The organism is Streptomyces sp. NPDC091272 (genome assembly GCF_044757485.1).
Classification (GTDB): Bacteria; Actinomycetota; Actinomycetes; order Streptomycetales; family Streptomycetaceae; genus Streptomyces.
Map to the genome: position 1 here is coordinate 22,805 of NZ_JBIVVC010000001.1, position 15,425 is coordinate 38,229.

Genomic DNA, 15,425 nt, shown 5'->3' on the forward strand with positions numbered 1-15,425 from the left:
TCCGGGAGTGCGGGGGCGGGGCGCGGTGTTGGACTTCGGGAGAGCGGGGGCGTGGGACGACAGTCCGCGGGCGCGGGGGTGTGGGAGGACAGTCCGCGGGCGCGGGTGCGGGGTGAGGGAGCGCGTCCGGGGGTGCGGGGTGAGGGAGCGCGTCCGGGGGGGCGGGGCGTGGGAGGAGGGGTTCAGGGGCGCATGCGGAGGCCTTTGGGGGTGGCGTGGAAGCCTGCGGACTCCAGGGTGCGGCCCAGGGGGGAGGTGAGGGCGGGGGAGTTGTTGATGCGCTCGACGGTGACCGTGCCGAGGGCTCCGGCGCGTGCCGACGCGGTGAGGGCGTCGGCTGCGGCGCGCAGCCGGTCGTCCGGGCCTTCCGAGGGATCCACGGCGGTCGGTGAGGCCGCGCCGCTCTCGGCGTCCGCGGAGCCCGGTGGGCCGTGGTGGGACGGCCAGGCCAGGATGGTCTTGCCGCCGCGCTCCATGTAGAGGGTCAGTTCGCCGTCGACCAGGACGACCAGGGAACCGGCCTTGCGGCCCGGCTTGTGGCTGACACCGGCAGGTGGCTCGGGCCAGGGGAGGGCCGCGCCGTACGCGTTGGCGGGGTCGGCGGCGGCCAGGACGACGGCACGGTTCGGCGCGTCGCCCTCGGCGCGGTCACGGGCCGTGGCCGCCGCACGGAGCCGGTCGACCGCCCCGTCCATCGCGAACTGGGCGGCACCCAGACCTTCGACGACGTACCCCCGCCGGGCCTGCCCGCTGTCCTCGAACGCGGCGAGGATGCGGTAGATCGCGGAGAAGCCGCCCTCCACCCCTTCGGCGGCGACCGCGCCCCGGGTGACGACGCCGTGCCGGTCGAGGAGGCTGCGCGCCAGGGCATGGGCGCGGTGGGTGGGGTCCGGTTCGGGCGCAGGGAGCAGCGACCAGCGGCCGGCGACCGTGGGCGGGCCGGTGCGGGAGACGGGACGGGACGCGCCGGTCAGCGAGCCGTACCGGCCGCGCGGCACCGAGCGTTTCGAGCGGTGTGCGGTGGCGCCGGCCGTACGCCCCGAACCCAGGACGGCCCGCAGCGGCGCGACGGTGTCGTTGGTGAGCCGGCCGGACCAGGCCAGGTCCCAGAGGGCGTCGGCCAGCTGGGGGTCGGAGGCGCCGGGATGCGTGGTGGCGCGCACCTGGTCGGCGATCTGGCGGAAGAACAGGCCGTAGCCGCCGGACAGGGAGGTGAGGACGGACTCGTGGAGCGCGGAGAGTTCGAGGGGGTGCGGCGGCGGGAGAAGGAGGGGGGCGGTGTCGGCCAGGTGGAGGGAGACCCAGCCGTCCTTGCCGGGCAGGGCGCCCGCACCGGCCCACAACACCTCGCCGGTGGTGGTGAGTTCGTCGAGCAGTGCCGGCGTGTAGCCCGTGACGCGGGAGGGGAGGACGAGCTTTTCCAGGGCGGAGGCCGGGACGGCCGCGCCCTGGAGCTGTTCCACGGCGCGGACCAGGCCGTCGATGCCGCGCAGGCCGTTGCTGCCGTAGTGCTGCCACTGGGGGAGGAAGGTCGCGAGGGCGGCGGGGGCCACCGGTTCGAGCTCCTGGCGCAGCGCGGCCAGCGAGCGCCTGCGCAACCGGCGCAGGACCGTGGCGTCGCACCACTCCTGGCCGATGCCGGAGGGGTGGAACTCGCCCTGGACGACCCGGCCGCCCGCGGCCAGGCGGTGCAGCGCGCCGTCCGTGACCGCGATGCCGAGACCGAAGCGGTTGGCGGCGGCGGTGGAGGTGAAGGGGCCGTGCGTACGCGCGAACCGGGCGAGGAGGTCGCCGAGAGGGTCCTTGACGGGTTCGGTGAACGCCTCGGGGACGCCCACCGGGAGCGCGGTGCCGAGCGCGTCACGCAGGCGGCCCGCGTCCTCGATCGCGGCCCAGTGGTCCGCCCCTCCGACGCGGACCTGGATGACTCGGCGGGCCTCGGCCAGCTGGGCGGGCCAGGCGGGGTCCGCCCCGCGCTCCGTCAGCTCGGCCCCGGTGAGCGGGCCCAGGACACGCAGCAGGTCGGCGACGCCCTCGATGTCCTTGATGCGCCGGTCCTCGGTGAGCCACTGGAGTTCCTGCTCCAGCTGGGTCAGGACTTCCGGGTCGAGCAGCTCGCGCAGCTCCGCCTGGCCGAGCAGCTCGGCGAGTAGGCGGGAGTCCAGGGACAGCGCTGCGGCGCGCCGCTCCGCGAGGGGCGAGTCGCCCTCGTACAGGAACTGCGCGACGTAACCGAAGAGGAGCGAGCGGGCGAAGGGGGACGGCTCGGGAGTGGTGACCTCGACGAGCCGGACGCGGCGGGCCTCGATGTCGCCCATCAGCTCGGTGAGGCCGGGCACGTCGAAGACGTCCTGGAGGCATTCGCGGACCGCTTCGAGGACGATCGGGAAGGAGCCGAACTCGCTGGCCACCTGGAGGAGCTGGGAGGCGCGCTGGCGTTGTTGCCACAGCGGGGTGCGCTTGCCGGGGGTGCGGCGCGGCAGCAGCAGGGCGCGGGCCGCGCATTCCCGGAACCGGGCGGCGAACAGGGCGGAGCCGCCGACCTGGTCGGTGACGATCTGTGCGACCTCGCCCTTGTCGAAGAGGGTGTCCGCGGCGCCGATCGGAGCCTGGTCGCTGTCGTACTCCGTGCCGAGCGGGCCGAGCGGGGCGACCGGCGCGGGCGGCTTCTGCGGATCGTCGTCGAGCGGATCCAGGCCCATCAGGTCGAGCCCCATCAGGTCCGCGTCCGGCAGCCGCAGCACGATGCCGTCGTCGGCGTGCATCACCTGGGCGTCCATGCCGTACTTCTCGGAGAGCCGGGCGCCGAGCGCCAGCGCCCACGGGGCGTGCACCTGCGCGCCGAAGGGGGAGTGGACGACGACCCGCCAGTCGCCCAGCTCGTCGCGGAACCGCTCGACGACGATCGTGCGGTCGTCCGGGACATGGCCCGCCGCGCGGCGCTGCTCGTCGAGGTAGGACAGGACGTTGTCGGTGGCCCAGTCGTCCAGGCCGGCGGCGCCCAGCCGGGCGCGGGCCTGGTCCGGGGGGAGCGCGCCGATCTCCCGGAGGAAAGCGCCGAGCGCCCGGCCCAGTTCGAGCGGGCGGCCCAGCTGGTCGCCCTTCCAGAAGGGGAGCCGGCCCGGCACGCCGGGGGCCGGGGAGACCAGGACCCGGTCGCGGGTGATGTCCTCGATGCGCCAGGACGTCGTGCCGAGGGTGAAGACGTCGCCCGCGCGGGACTCGTAGACCATCTCCTCGTCGAGCTCGCCGACCCGGCCGCCGCCCTTCTTCGGGTCGGACCCGGCCAGGAAGACACCGAAGAGGCCGCGGTCGGGGATGGTGCCGCCCGAGGTGACGGCGAGCCGCTGCGCTCCCGGCCGGCCAGTGACCGTACCGGCGATGCGGTCCCAGACGACGCGCGGGCGCAGCTCGGCGAAGGCGTCGGACGGATAACGTCCGGCGAGCATGTCCAGGACGGCGGTGAACGCCGACTCGGGCAAGGAGGCGAAGGGAGCCGCGCGACGGGCGAGCGCGAGGAGGTCGTCGGCCTGCCAGGTGTCCATGGCGACCACCGCCACGAGCTGCTGGGCCAGGACGTCGAGGGGGTTGGCGGGAATGCGCAGCGACTCGATGGAGCCGCTGCGCATCCGTTCGGTGACCACGGCAGCCTGGACCAGGTCGCCCCGGTACTTGGGGAAGACCACTCCGGTCGAGACCGCGCCGACCTGGTGGCCGGCCCGGCCCACCCGCTGCAGGCCGGAGGCGACGGACGGGGGTGACTCGACCTGGATCACCAGGTCCACCGCGCCCATGTCGATGCCCAGTTCGAGGCTGGAGGTGGCGACGACGGCCGGCAGCCGGCCCGCCTTCAGGTCCTCCTCGACGAGCGCGCGCTGCTCCTTGGAGACGGAGCCGTGGTGGGCGCGGGCCAGCAGCGGCGGGGCGCCCTGGGCGGCCCCCGCCTGCCCCATCAGCTCGGCGGGGGACCCGCCCTCGGGGAGGGACTCGCCGGTCGCTCTCTCGTACGCGATCTCGTTCAGCCGGTTGCAGAGGCGCTCGGCGAGGCGGCGGGAGTTGACGAAGACGATCGTCGAACGGTGGGCCTGGACGAGGTCGGCGATCCGCTCCTCCACCTGCGGCCAGATCGACGGCTTGTCGCCCTGGTCGTCGTCCTTTGCCGGGGCGCCGCCCAGCTCGCCCATGTCCTCCACGGGAACGACCACCGACAGGTCGAAGACCTTGCCGGACGGCGGCTGGACGATCTCGACCCGGCGCTGCGGGGACAGGAAGCGGGCCACCTCGTCGACCGGTCGGACCGTCGCGGACAGGCCGATCCGGCGGGCCGGCCGGGGCAGCAACTCGTCCAGCCGCTCCAGCGACAGCGCGAGGTGCGCCCCGCGCTTGGTGCCCGCCACCGCGTGCACCTCGTCCAGGATCACCGTCTCCACGCCCTCCAGGGCGTCACGTGCGGAGGAGGTGAGCATCAGGAAGAGCGACTCGGGGGTGGTGATCAGGATGTCCGGCGGCTTGGTCGCGATCGACCGCCGCTCGGCGGGCGGGGTGTCGCCCGAGCGGATACCCACCCGGATGTCGGGCTCGGGCAGCCCCAGCCGCACGGACTCCTGACGGATCCCGGTCAGCGGGCTGCGGAGGTTGCGCTCGACGTCGACGGCGAGGGCCTTCAGCGGTGAGATGTACAGCACCCGGCAGCGCTTCTTCGCGTCCGCCGGCGGAGGCGTGGACGCGAGGCTGTCGAGCGAGGCCAGGAACGCGGCGAGCGTCTTGCCCGAGCCGGTCGGGGCGACGACCAGCACGTCCGATCCCTCGCCGATGGCACGCCAGGCGCCCTCCTGGGCCGCCGTGGGCTTACGGAAGGCCCCCGTGAACCAGCTGCTGGTCGCGGGGGAGAACGATTCGAGCGCGTTCCTCACCATGGCCCCATCGTGCACCCCACCACTGACAATGCCCGGTCCGCACGGTGGACACGCAGGTCAGCGGCCTGGCGGGCAGGCGCAGAATGGGCGTATGGAGCAGCGATCGACGGCCACCGAACGGCCGGACGAGTGGGCGCGGCACTGGCACTACGCCGGTGTCCCGGGCCTCGACCTGCTGCGGGCCAGGTACGTCCGGCACTCCTTCCCGCGCCACAGCCACGAGGGGTTCGTCCTCGGCGCCGTGCGCCGTGGCATCGAGGACGTCCGCATGCCCGACGGCACCATCAGCGCGGTGCCCGGCAGCGTCGTCATGATCAACCCCGAGGTGCCGCACGCGGCCCGCGCCGGAGTGCCCGAGGGCTGGTCGTACGCCACCCTCTACCCGTCGAAGCAGCTGGTTGCCGACGTCGCGGCCGAGGCCACCACGCTGCGCGGCACCGCCGGATTCGCCGAGACGATCATCCACGACCCCGACACCGCGGCGCTCATCCACGAGGTCCACCTCGCCGCCGAGGCGGGCAACGCGCTCGCCGCGGACACTGTGTTCCGCATCGCCATCGCCCGGATGCTGCGGCGCCACGGCCACTCGCTGCCCGCGCGCGGGGCCCTCGCCGCCGCTCCCAGGTCCGCGGCGCTCGCCAAGGAGATCCTGGCCGACCGGATGACGCAGCCACCGTCGCTGGAGAGCCTCGCCCACGAACTGGGCAGCAGCCCCTTCTCGCTGCTGCGCGCCTTCAAGGCGGCCTACGGGATGCCCCCGCACACCTGGCTCACCAACGCGCGCGTGCGCCGCGCCCAGCACCTCCTGAACGCCGGGACGACCCCCGCCGAAGCAGCCCTGGCGGTCGGCTTCACCGACCAGCCCCACCTCAACCGGCACTTCACCCGCATCGTCGGGGTGCCGCCGGGGGCGTACCGCCGCGAGCGTGCAAGAACGTACAAGACGGATGGCGCGGCTCCCTCGTAGCGTCCCCGGTGTGGCAGAACAGACAGCGTCCGCGCAGGACCCGGACATACGTACAGCAGAGGCGGCGGCCGGCGTCACGCCCGCGGCCGGAGCCAAGCCCGACAGAGCCGTCGTGCGGGACGCACTGGGCGTCGGTGTCGCCGTGGGACTCTCCGGCTTCGCCTTCGGAGTGACCTCGGCGGGCGCCGGACTCACCCTTGCGCAGACCTGTGCACTGAGCCTGCTGGTGTTCACAGGGGCGTCGCAGTTCGCACTCGTCGGCGCTCTCGCGGCCGGGGGCAGCCCGCTCACCGCCGCTGCGGGCGCCTTCTTCCTCGGCGTGCGCAACACGTTCTACGGGCTGCGGCTGTCTCAGCTGCTCGCCCTGCCCCGCTTCGTCCGCCCCTTCGCCGCACAGGCGGTCATCGACGAGACGACCGCCGTCGCACTCGCCCAGCCCACCCGGCGCGGCGCGCGCCTGGGCTTCACCGTCACGGCGCTCACGCTGTACGCGCTGTGGAACCTGACCACGCTGCTGGGGGCACTGGGCGCCGAATCCATCGGGGACACCAACACGTGGGGGCTGGACGCGGCGGGCCCCGCCGTCTTCCTCGCCCTGCTCGCACCCATGCTGCGGACGGGCGCGGAGCGAGCCGTCGCGGGCCTCGCGGTCCTGCTGGGGCTCGGACTGCTGCCGGTACTGCCGGGCGGGGTGCCCGTGCTGGTGGCCGCGCTCGCAGCTCCACTGGTGCTCTTCCTCAACGGGCGTCGTGAACGCCGCGGCGACGCTTCGAGGGGTGACGACCGTTGAGTGTCTGGATCGCCATCCTCGCGACCGCCGCGGGCTGCTACCTCGTCAAGCTGCTCGGGCTGCTGGTTCCCGCGAGCGCGCTGGAGCGACCGCTCGTCCGCAAGCTCGCCGCGCTCCTCCCGGTCGCCCTGCTGGCTGCGCTCACCGCCCAGCAGACCTTCGCCACCGGGCAGCAGCTGGTGCTGGACGCACGGGGCGCGGGGCTGGCGGCGGCAGCACTCGCGCTGCTGCTGCGCGCGCCCTTCCTGGTCGTCGTGGGCGCGGCGGTCGCCGTCACCGCGGGGGTGCGCGCGCTGGGCGGCTGACCGGCGGGAGGTGCGCCGTCAGCCGATCTCCCGGCCGTACGCGCGCAGGGTCAGCAACGCCTCGACGGTCACGAGCGGGCGCGCCTCCAGTTCCGTCACGGGGGCCCACGCCGGGCGCCGGAGCGGCCAGCCACCGTCCTGCTGCTGCCGGGCCGCCAGGAAGTCCAGGGACCGTGCCATCTCCTCGTCGGTGAACCAGCCGCGTGCCAGCGAGTCAGGCACGCGCGCGTAGTCGTACGCGAAGTACTGCCCGTCCGGGGCGTGGTCGTAGGAGCCGTGGTGCTCGTCGAAGGTGTGGCCGGGCGGCACCGGCGGCCCGGCACGCCCGGCCGGATCCAGCACCACCAGGCCCCGCTCCCGCACCAGCCGGCCGAGGCGGTCCGCGGCGGCCTGGGCGCGGGGGCGGTCGGGGACGCCGTCCAGGAACGCGACAGCGGCTTCGATCTCGCACGGGTGCGCCGTGCTCAGCGACTCCACGGCGGCCCAGCAGAAGTCCGTGGCCCGGAACAGCCACGCGTGCCACACCGCGTTGCGGTGCAACAGCCCCACCACCGGGCCCGTCGCCAGCAGCTCGCTCGGCGGGTCGTCCAGTACGGGGGCGTAGGGCGCGGCCGGATAGCCGCGCTGCGACGGGTGCACGACGGGCAGCGCGCCGTCCTTCGCCGACACCCCTGTCAGGTAGCGGCAGGCGCGCTCCACGCGCGTGCCCCCGCACCGGCCGATCGACTCCAGCACGCGCAGGGCGTGCGCCGTGTGCAGCGGCTGGCTCACCGGGCCCCGCAGATCGGGTTCCAGCGCGTGGCCGAATCCGCCGTCGTCGCCCAGGTAGGCGGTGAGCGCGGTCTCGACCTGGTCCGCGCCGCCGCCGAGGAAGTGGTACGCGAAACGCCGCTGCTCCAGGACCCGCGCGGTCAGCCAGACGAAGTGCTCGGCGCGGGCGAGGGGGGATGCTCCAGTTCCAGCCATGAGCCGACGGTAGGGCGGATGCGGCGGGAGGCAAGGGGTGCGGACCGCTGTGCACTCTCAGGGGCGCGATACTGGTGTCATGCGGTTGACGATTTTCTGGGAGCGGATGGCGGCGCACTTCGGCGAGAGCTACGCCGACTCCTTCGCCCGCGACCACGTGATGTCCGAACTGGGCGGGCGCACGGTGCACGAGGCCCTCGACGCGGGCTGGGACGCGAAGTCCGTGTGGCACGCGGTGTGCCGCGCGATGGACGTCCCCCAGGACAGGCGCTGAGTCTGTCCTCGCGCGATGTGTCACCCGCCTCCGTGAGGCGTCCGGGGCCGAGGGCACACGAGCTGCCTCCACGGAGCGGCACGGGTGCGGTACAGGCGTACTCATGAGTGACACTTGGCCCCGTGGCCCCGACTGATGAGAGCGCCAAGGACCAGGCGCAAGCCCCGGACCCCGAGCAAGCCCGAAGCCCCGCGCAGGCCCAGGACCCCGCGCCGGCCCAGGCACCCGACCGGCCGGGCACCGCGCCCCCCGGGGCGCCCACCGGCCCCGCGCGCATGCCGCGTTGGCTGCCGAGGGCCATGGTGCTAGCCCTGGCCCTCTACGCCTGCTTCCAGCTCGGCGACTGGGCCTTCCACCAGCTCATCGCGCTGCTGCTGAACATCGTGATCGCCTTCTTCCTCGCGCTGGCCGTGGAGCCCGCGGTCGGCCGGATGGCGGCCCGCGGGATGCGCCGCGGCCTCGCCACCTTCCTGGTCTTCTTCGGCGTGATGATCGTGGGCATCGGCTTCGTCGTGATGCTGGGGTCGATGCTGGCCGGCCAGATCGTGGACATGGTCGAGGAGTTCCCCAAGTACCTCGACTCGGTCATCAGCTGGGTCAACCACACCTTCCACACCCAGCTGTCCAGGGTCGAGGTGCAGGACAGCCTGCTGCGGTCCGACTGGCTGCAGAAGTACGTGCAGAACAGCGCGAGCGGCGTGCTGGACGTCTCCACGACCGTACTGGGCGGCCTGTTCAAACTTCTGACGATCTTTCTGTTCTCGTTCTACTTCGCCGCCGACGGGCCCCGGCTGCGGCGCGCGCTGTGCTCCGTGCTGCCGCCCACCCGCCAGACGGAGGTGCTGCGCGCCTGGGAGATCGCCGTCGACAAGACCGGCGGGTATCTGTACTCGCGCGGGCTGATGGCCCTCGTCTCGGGCGTCGCGCACTACATCCTGCTGCTGATCCTCGGCGTGCCGTACGCGCCCGCGCTCGCGGTGTGGGTGGGCCTGATCTCGCAGTTCATCCCGACCATCGGCACGTATCTGGCGGGTGCGCTGCCGATGCTGATCGCCTTCACCGTGAACCCCTGGTACGCGCTGTGGGTGCTCTGCTTCGTGGTCGTCTACCAGCAGTTCGAGAACTATCTGCTGCAGCCCAAGCTGACCGCCAAGACGGTCGACATCCACCCGGCGGTGGCCTTCGGCTCGGTCGTCGCGGGTACGGCGCTGATGGGCGCGGTCGGCGCACTCATCGCGATCCCGGCCGTCGCCACGCTCCAGGCGTTCCTGGGGGCTTATGTGAAGCGGTACGACGTGACCGACGATCCCCGGGTGCACGGTCACCGGAGCAGGCGGGCGTCGATGCTGGCACGGATGCGGGGCGCGCTGCACCGGGGACGCAACGAGGATCCGTCACCTCCTCCTCCGTCTCCGCCGCAGCCTCCGTCCGCCTCGGGTTCCGCTTGACAGCAAAATCGAACATCCATTCTTATTGGTGTTCCGGCCCTGTATCTCCAGGGGACCCCTCCCGGGTTATCCACAGGCCGGGGCGACGCCGAGGCCGATTGTCAGTGGCAGGCGTTAGCGTCATTGACGTGAAGCGATCGACTCAAGCAAATCGGGTGGAACCCATGGCAGCAGGCACCGACCGCGAGAAGGCGCTGGACGCCGCGCTCGCGCAGATTGAACGACAATTCGGCAAGGGTGCGGTGATGCGCCTCGGCGACCGGCCCAACGACCCCATCGAGGTCATCTCCACCGGGTCGACAGCCCTGGACATCGCGCTGGGCGTCGGCGGACTGCCGCGCGGCCGTGTGGTGGAGGTGTACGGGCCGGAGTCCTCCGGCAAGACGACCCTGACGCTGCACGCCGTGGCGAACGCGCAGAAGGCCGGCGGCACCGTGGCCTTCGTGGACGCCGAGCACGCGCTCGACCCCGAGTACGCCAAGGCACTCGGCGTCGACACGGACAACCTGATCCTCTCCCAGCCGGACACCGGCGAGCAGGCGCTGGAAATCGTGGACATGCTGGTCCGCTCCGGCGCCATCGACCTGATCGTCATCGACTCCGTGGCGGCCCTCGTGCCGCGTGCGGAGATCGAGGGCGAGATGGGTGACTCGCACGTCGGTCTCCAGGCCCGGCTGATGAGCCAGGCGCTCCGGAAGATCACTGGTGCGCTGCACCAGTCCGGCACCACCGCGATCTTCATCAACCAGCTCCGCGAGAAGATCGGTGTGATGTTCGGCTCGCCGGAGACCACGACCGGTGGCCGCGCGCTCAAGTTCTACGCCTCGGTGCGTCTCGACATCCGCCGCATCGAGACCCTCAAGGACGGCACGGACGCGGTCGGCAACCGCACCCGCGTCAAGGTCGTCAAGAACAAGGTCGCCCCGCCCTTCAAGCAGGCCGAGTTCGACATCCTCTACGGCCAGGGCATCAGCCGCGAGGGCGGTCTGATCGACATGGGCGTGGAGCACGGCTTCGTCCGCAAGGCAGGCGCCTGGTACACGTACGAGGGCGACCAGCTCGGCCAGGGCAAGGAGAACGCCCGTAACTTCCTGAAGGACAACCCCGATCTCGCCGACGAGATCGAGAAGAAGATCAAGGAGAAGCTCGGCGTCGGCGTCAAGCCCAAGACGGAGGCTCCCGTGGCGGAGCCCGGCGCGGACGCGACGGGGGCCGCACCGGCCGCCGACGCGAAGTCCGTACCGGCTCCGGCGGCCAAGGCCAAGGCGGCCAAGACCGCAGCGGCCAAGAGCTAGTCCGTGACCCGGAGAACGGACTGGCCGGGCAGCACGGACGACGAGCACGGCGGACCCGGCGGGCACGGTGGACGCGGCGGTCCCGGCGGGCAAGGTGAGTACGCAGCCGGGCCCGCGGGGGACGCCGGGGCGGCCGACGGGCCTCCTCGGCTTCCCTGGTCCTCGGCGGACACCGAGGGGCCAGGGGAGGAGCCCGAGGGGTTCGGGAAGGCCGGGAGAGGCCGCAGAGGTGCCCGGGGCTCCCGGTCTTCGCGTGGGTCCCAGGGCGCCGGTGGGCCCGGGGGCGCCGGAGGGTCTTGGGGTTCCCGCACTTCCGGGGACGGCGGGGAGAAGCCGCCCCAGGACCCGGCGGAGCGGGCGAGGTCGATCTGTCTGCGCCTGCTCACCGGCACCCCCCGCACCCGCAAGCAGCTCGCGGACGCCCTGCACAAGCGGGACATTCCCGAGGACGTCTCGGACGAGGTGCTGTCCCGCTTCGAGGAAGTGGGCCTGATCAACGACGCGGTGTTCGCCGACGCCTGGGTCGAGTCCCGCCACCACAGCAAGGGGCTGGCCAGGCGGGCGCTCGCCCGTGAGCTGCGGACCAAGGGGGTGGAGCCGAGCCTGATCGACGAGGCCGTCGGACAGCTCGACTCCGAACAGGAGGAGGCGACCGCCCGGGAGCTCGTCGCCCGGAAACTCCGCTCCACCCGGGGACTGGAACGGGACAAGCGCCTGCGCCGTCTCGCGGGGATGCTGGCCCGGAAGGGCTACCCGGAGGGACTGGCCCTGCGGGTGGTCAGAGCGGCCCTGGAGGAAGAGGGCGAGGACACGGACGGCTTGGACCACGAGACGTTCTGACCACCGAGGCCTCGCCCGCCGGCCGCGGCCACTTGGCTGTCGTCCGCCGGCCGCGGCCACTTGGCTGTCGTCCGCCGGCCGCGGCCACTTGGCTGTCGTCCGCCGGCCGCGGCCACTTGGCTGTCGTCCGCCGACCGCGATCACCTGGCTGTCGTCCGACGACCGCGATCACCTGGCTGTCGCCCGACGACCGCGGCCACCTGGCTGTCCGCCCGACGACCGCCAACACCTGGCTGTCGTCAGCCGGGAACCTGGCACCGGGGGGGGGCGGCCGACGCGGGGGCCGGCCCGCACGGAGCGCATCGGTCCCTGTCTCGCGACTGCGCGCCGTGCCGACGTGGGCCCGGCCCGCCCCCGTGGCGCCCCCCGTGCCGGCGCCGGTCCGGTCCGCCCGTCGTCCCGGGCGGACCCGCCGCCGCATGCCCTGTCCGGTACCGCCTAGCCTCCGTCCCGACGCGGGTCCGGCCGGCCCCGTTGCGCGCCCCGTGCGCCGCTGGTCCGGCTCGCTCCCCGCCCCGTTACGGACCCGGCCCCCGCATGCCCCGCCCGGCCCCCGTGCCGACGTGGGTCCGCCCGCCCCCCGTACCGCCCCCGGCCCGGTCCGCCACCCGTCCCCGTACGGGAACGGGTGGCGCATGCTCCCGCCCCCGGTACCGCTACCGCCCGCCCCGTGCCGGCAGTACAGGCAGGCCCGCCGTGCGCCATGCCTGGAAGCCGCCGTCCAGGTCGGTCGCGCGGTGCAGGCCCAGTTGTTGCAGCGAGACTGCCGCGAGGCTCGACGCGTAGCCCTCGTTGCAGATCACCACGACACGCAGATCGTGTCCGGTGGCCTCTGCTGCCCGGTGGCTGCCCTGGGGGTCGAGCCGCCACTCCAGCTCGTTGCGCTCCACCACCAGCGCGCCCGGAATCAGCCCGTCCCGCTCGCGCAGCGCCGCGTACCGGATGTCGACCAGCAGCGCGCCCGATTCGGCGGCCTCGTACGCCTCGCGCGGGCCGACCCGGTCGAGCCCCTTCCGTACCCGGGCGAGCAACTCGTCGATGCCCACCGGGGCCTGACTTTCATTCACCTGATCAGGCTCGCTCACTGCCACTCCTCGGGACGCTCCACCTGCTCCAGACGCAGCACCGCGCCCGTCCGGCTGTACCGCCGCATCAGGGGCAGCGGCGGATAGTACGCGTGCACCGAGATCGCGTGGGTCTCGTCCGACTCGTTGAGCACCTGGTGCACATGGTGTTCCCCGAAGGCACGGCCCTGACCGGTAGTCAACTTGCGTTGCCTGTCCACTCCTTCGGCCAGCTCCAGGGTCTTCCAGCCCTCGGTGGGCAGCCGGGCGGCCAGGGACTGTTCCGTCAGCCCGCCCGCCGCCGTCGCGAACGCGCCGTGCGAGCCGCCGTGGTCGTGCCAACCGGTGCCGGTCCCGGGCGGCCAGCCGATCAGCCACGCCTCGCTGCCGCCCGGCCCTTCCAGGCGTACCCACGTACGCCCCTGCGGATCGAGCGGGAGGGACGCCACCAGAGCGGCGTCGGCGGCGGTGCGCCGTACGAAGTCGAGGAGTTCGGCGGCTGTGGGGGCCGCCCGAGGAGGCGCGGGGGCATGGGTGGAGGTGGGGGCAGGGGTGCGTACGGGCGTGGGAAGAGACACGGGGAGACCGTCCTGAGAGGTTCGCGGGTACGCGCGGTCATGCCCCGGGCCCGGGGAACCAGGACCCTCGAACAGGAAGCCCAGGACCTCTGGGACAGGCACCCGAAGGGCGTCTGGCAGAGGCCGAGGCGGCAGCAGGCCGCGCGCGAAAGGAAAGGGGGCGAATCAGCAGGACGGGCGACAGACGCAGCCCGCGTAGCGGACCAGGTCCATATGGACCCTCCGCCACAGGCACACATCGGTGTCGCTCACGTTCCGGAGTACACCATGCGCACCTGCGCCGGTCAATTGATGTCCACGGTCCGATCGGTGTGCGCCGGAGCACCGGACGCGCCCTCGGGCGACTCCTCGGCCTCCGGGGCGCCCCCGCGTGCCGCGTCCGCCGCCGCGTGCAGCTCCGCCGGATGCACTCCGTCGAAGGCCGCGACGAGGTGCCCGTCCGGGCGCACGAGCAGCACGGTGTGCGCGGTCGCGCCCGGGTACCCCTCGGCCACGAGGAGTTCCGCCGGTACGGGCAGGGCGGTCACCGCGGCGGCCAGCCGGGGCATCACACCGGCCGACATCCAGTGCCGCCGGTCCCACACACCGGTCCCGGGTGCGACGAGGACCACCAGTAGATGGCCCTGCCCCAGCCGGTCCCACAGCCGCACGGCGGTGCCGTCGGGAGCCGTCACCCGTACGTCCTCGACGGGCGCGCCGCACGCGGTACCGACGTCGGCGCCGGTGTCCTCGTCCCGCGGGGAAGCGAGCGGCGAGTGCGTGTACACGGGCGGCGCGCCCAGCGCGCCGCCGCCCAGGTGCCCGTGGGTGAGCAGGGTGTCGTGGCTGCGTGCGGAACCCGGCAGGACGGCGCGCAGGCCGCCGCCGCCCCGCAGGACCGGCAGTACCTGGTCCGCGGCGCGCAGCCGGGCGGCGACCGCGGTGCGCCGCTCGTCCTCGTAGCTGTCCAGGAGCACCTGGGAGGCGTCGTGGTGGAAGGCGTGCGCCAGTTTCCACGCCAGGTTCTCGACGTCCCGCAGCCCCTCGTCGACGCCCTGGGTGCCGAGCGCCCCGAGCAGGTGCGCGGCGTCCCCCGCGAGGAACGACCGCCCCTCGCGCCAGCGTTGGGCGAGCCGGTGGTGCAGGGTGTACACGCCGGTGTCGATGAGTTCGTAGGGCGGGGTCCCGCCGCACCAGCCGGCCAGGGTTTCGCGGATCCGCGACACCAGCGCGTCGGGCGTGACCAGGTCGCCGCGCGGCGGCAGCAGCCAGTCGAGACGCCATACGCCGTCGGGGAGAGGGCGGGCCGTCACCTCGGGCCCACCGACCCGCCACGGCGGCCTGCGGTGCAGCAAAGCGGTGTCGGGCCAGGGGAGTTCGGCGCGCAGCGCGGCGACCGCGTGCCGTTCGACGGCGGTACGGCCGGCGAAACGGATGCCGAGCAGTTTGCGGACCGTGGAGCGGGCGCCGTCGCAGCCGACCAGGAAACTGCCTCGCCAGTACAGGTAACCGGGCTCACGGGTGTGCACGGTGACGCCCTTGGCGTCCTGCTCGATCGTGTCCACGCGCGCGAGCGTCGCCAGCTCGATCAAGGGGTGTGCGGCGGCGGCCGTGTACAGCCCCTGGACGAGGGCGTGTTGCGGAAGGTGCAGGGGAGCGGGGAACTCGCTGTCGTTACCGAGCGTTAGCTCTCGTACCAGCTGCTTGCGCTGCATCGACCGCCAGCCGGACCAGAGCGCCCCCTCGTCCCCGGAGGTGGCGCAGCCCAGCCGCTCGACCAGGGCCGCGGTGTCCGGCCGCAGCACCACGGTCCTGGCCGTGCGCGGCTCCTGCGTGCCGTCGCCCTCGTCCAGGACGACGGACGGTACTTGCTGCGCGGCGAGGGACAGAGCGAGCGCGAGCCCGACCGGACCCGCACCCACGACGATCACCGGGTCCACGACGGCACGCCTCCGCCCCGTACGGACAGGCGGAACGGTGTACGAGAAGCCACCTGGGCGGCA

Annotated in this window: 13 protein-coding genes; 7 read left to right on the forward strand and 6 right to left on the reverse strand. The window is 73.4% G+C overall.

All coding sequences use genetic code 11. The features are described from left to right. Positions 1–182 precede the first annotated feature (182 nt). The gene (locus tag ACIQM4_RS00085; RefSeq protein WP_401583735.1) at positions 183–4,916 is read right to left on the reverse strand and encodes a DEAD/DEAH box helicase; all 4,734 of its coding nucleotides are present in this window, start codon (positions 4,914–4,916) and stop codon (positions 183–185) included. Between the two features lie 91 nt (positions 4,917–5,007). Here ACIQM4_RS00085 and ACIQM4_RS00090 point away from each other — a divergent pair, with 91 nt between their 5' ends. From ACIQM4_RS00090 to ACIQM4_RS00100, 3 genes are read left to right on the forward strand one after another with little or no spacing between them, the layout of a single operon-like run. Then, positions 5,008–5,883, forward strand: coding sequence for a helix-turn-helix domain-containing protein (locus tag ACIQM4_RS00090; protein WP_401583738.1), 876 nt, complete (start codon positions 5,008–5,010; stop codon positions 5,881–5,883). Between the two features lie 10 nt (positions 5,884–5,893). Further along, positions 5,894–6,673, forward strand: a complete 780-nt coding sequence (locus ACIQM4_RS00095; protein WP_401583741.1) for an AzlC family ABC transporter permease — start codon at positions 5,894–5,896, stop codon at positions 6,671–6,673. Beyond that, a complete protein-coding gene (locus ACIQM4_RS00100; protein ID WP_401583744.1) occupies positions 6,670–6,978 on the forward strand; it encodes an AzlD domain-containing protein in 309 nt (102 codons plus the stop codon). The genes ACIQM4_RS00095 and ACIQM4_RS00100 overlap by 4 nt, the downstream gene beginning before the upstream one ends. Before the next feature lie 18 nt (positions 6,979–6,996). Here ACIQM4_RS00100 and ACIQM4_RS00105 read toward each other — a convergent pair whose 3' ends face one another. Next, on the reverse strand, positions 6,997–7,944 hold the full coding sequence (locus tag ACIQM4_RS00105) for a hypothetical protein (protein WP_401583747.1): 948 nt from the start codon (positions 7,942–7,944) through the stop codon (positions 6,997–6,999). A gap of 79 nt (positions 7,945–8,023) precedes the next feature. Here ACIQM4_RS00105 and ACIQM4_RS00110 point away from each other — a divergent pair, with 79 nt between their 5' ends. The 4 genes from ACIQM4_RS00110 to recX all read left to right on the forward strand — a co-directional run bounded on the left by ACIQM4_RS00110 (position 8,024) and on the right by recX (position 11,801). After that, complete coding sequence (locus ACIQM4_RS00110) at positions 8,024–8,218, forward strand: DUF3046 domain-containing protein (protein WP_401583750.1); 195 nt, start codon at positions 8,024–8,026, stop codon at positions 8,216–8,218. A gap of 275 nt (positions 8,219–8,493) precedes the next feature. Further along, complete coding sequence (locus ACIQM4_RS00115) at positions 8,494–9,666, forward strand: AI-2E family transporter (RefSeq protein ID WP_401585968.1); 1,173 nt, start codon at positions 8,494–8,496, stop codon at positions 9,664–9,666. 164 nt (positions 9,667–9,830) lie between these two features. Beyond that, on the forward strand, positions 9,831–10,961 hold the full coding sequence (gene recA, locus ACIQM4_RS00120) for a recombinase RecA (RefSeq protein ID WP_401583753.1): 1,131 nt from the start codon (positions 9,831–9,833) through the stop codon (positions 10,959–10,961). Positions 10,962–10,964: 3 nt separating this feature from the next. After that, entirely contained in the window at positions 10,965–11,801 is an 837-nt protein-coding gene (gene recX / locus ACIQM4_RS00125; protein WP_401583756.1) for a recombination regulator RecX, read from the forward strand. A gap of 656 nt (positions 11,802–12,457) precedes the next feature. On the opposite strand, the gene ACIQM4_RS00130 is transcribed toward recX, so the two are convergent. The 4 genes from ACIQM4_RS00130 to ACIQM4_RS00145 all read right to left on the reverse strand — a co-directional run bounded on the left by ACIQM4_RS00130 (position 12,458) and on the right by ACIQM4_RS00145 (position 15,362). Continuing rightward, positions 12,458–12,868 carry a rhodanese-like domain-containing protein gene (locus ACIQM4_RS00130; protein WP_401583759.1) on the reverse strand — a complete coding sequence of 137 codons (411 nt, stop codon included), beginning with the start codon at positions 12,866–12,868 and terminating at the stop codon, positions 12,458–12,460. 14 nt (positions 12,869–12,882) lie between these two features. Then, the gene (locus tag ACIQM4_RS00135) at positions 12,883–13,443 is read right to left on the reverse strand and encodes a cysteine dioxygenase (RefSeq protein ID WP_401583762.1); all 561 of its coding nucleotides are present in this window, start codon (positions 13,441–13,443) and stop codon (positions 12,883–12,885) included. 165 nt (positions 13,444–13,608) lie between these two features. Next, the gene (locus ACIQM4_RS00140; RefSeq protein WP_309506048.1) at positions 13,609–13,656 is read right to left on the reverse strand and encodes a hypothetical protein; all 48 of its coding nucleotides are present in this window, start codon (positions 13,654–13,656) and stop codon (positions 13,609–13,611) included. Between the two features lie 71 nt (positions 13,657–13,727). Beyond that, the gene (locus tag ACIQM4_RS00145; protein ID WP_401583765.1) at positions 13,728–15,362 is read right to left on the reverse strand and encodes an FAD-dependent monooxygenase; all 1,635 of its coding nucleotides are present in this window, start codon (positions 15,360–15,362) and stop codon (positions 13,728–13,730) included. Positions 15,363–15,425: the final 63 nt, after the last annotated feature.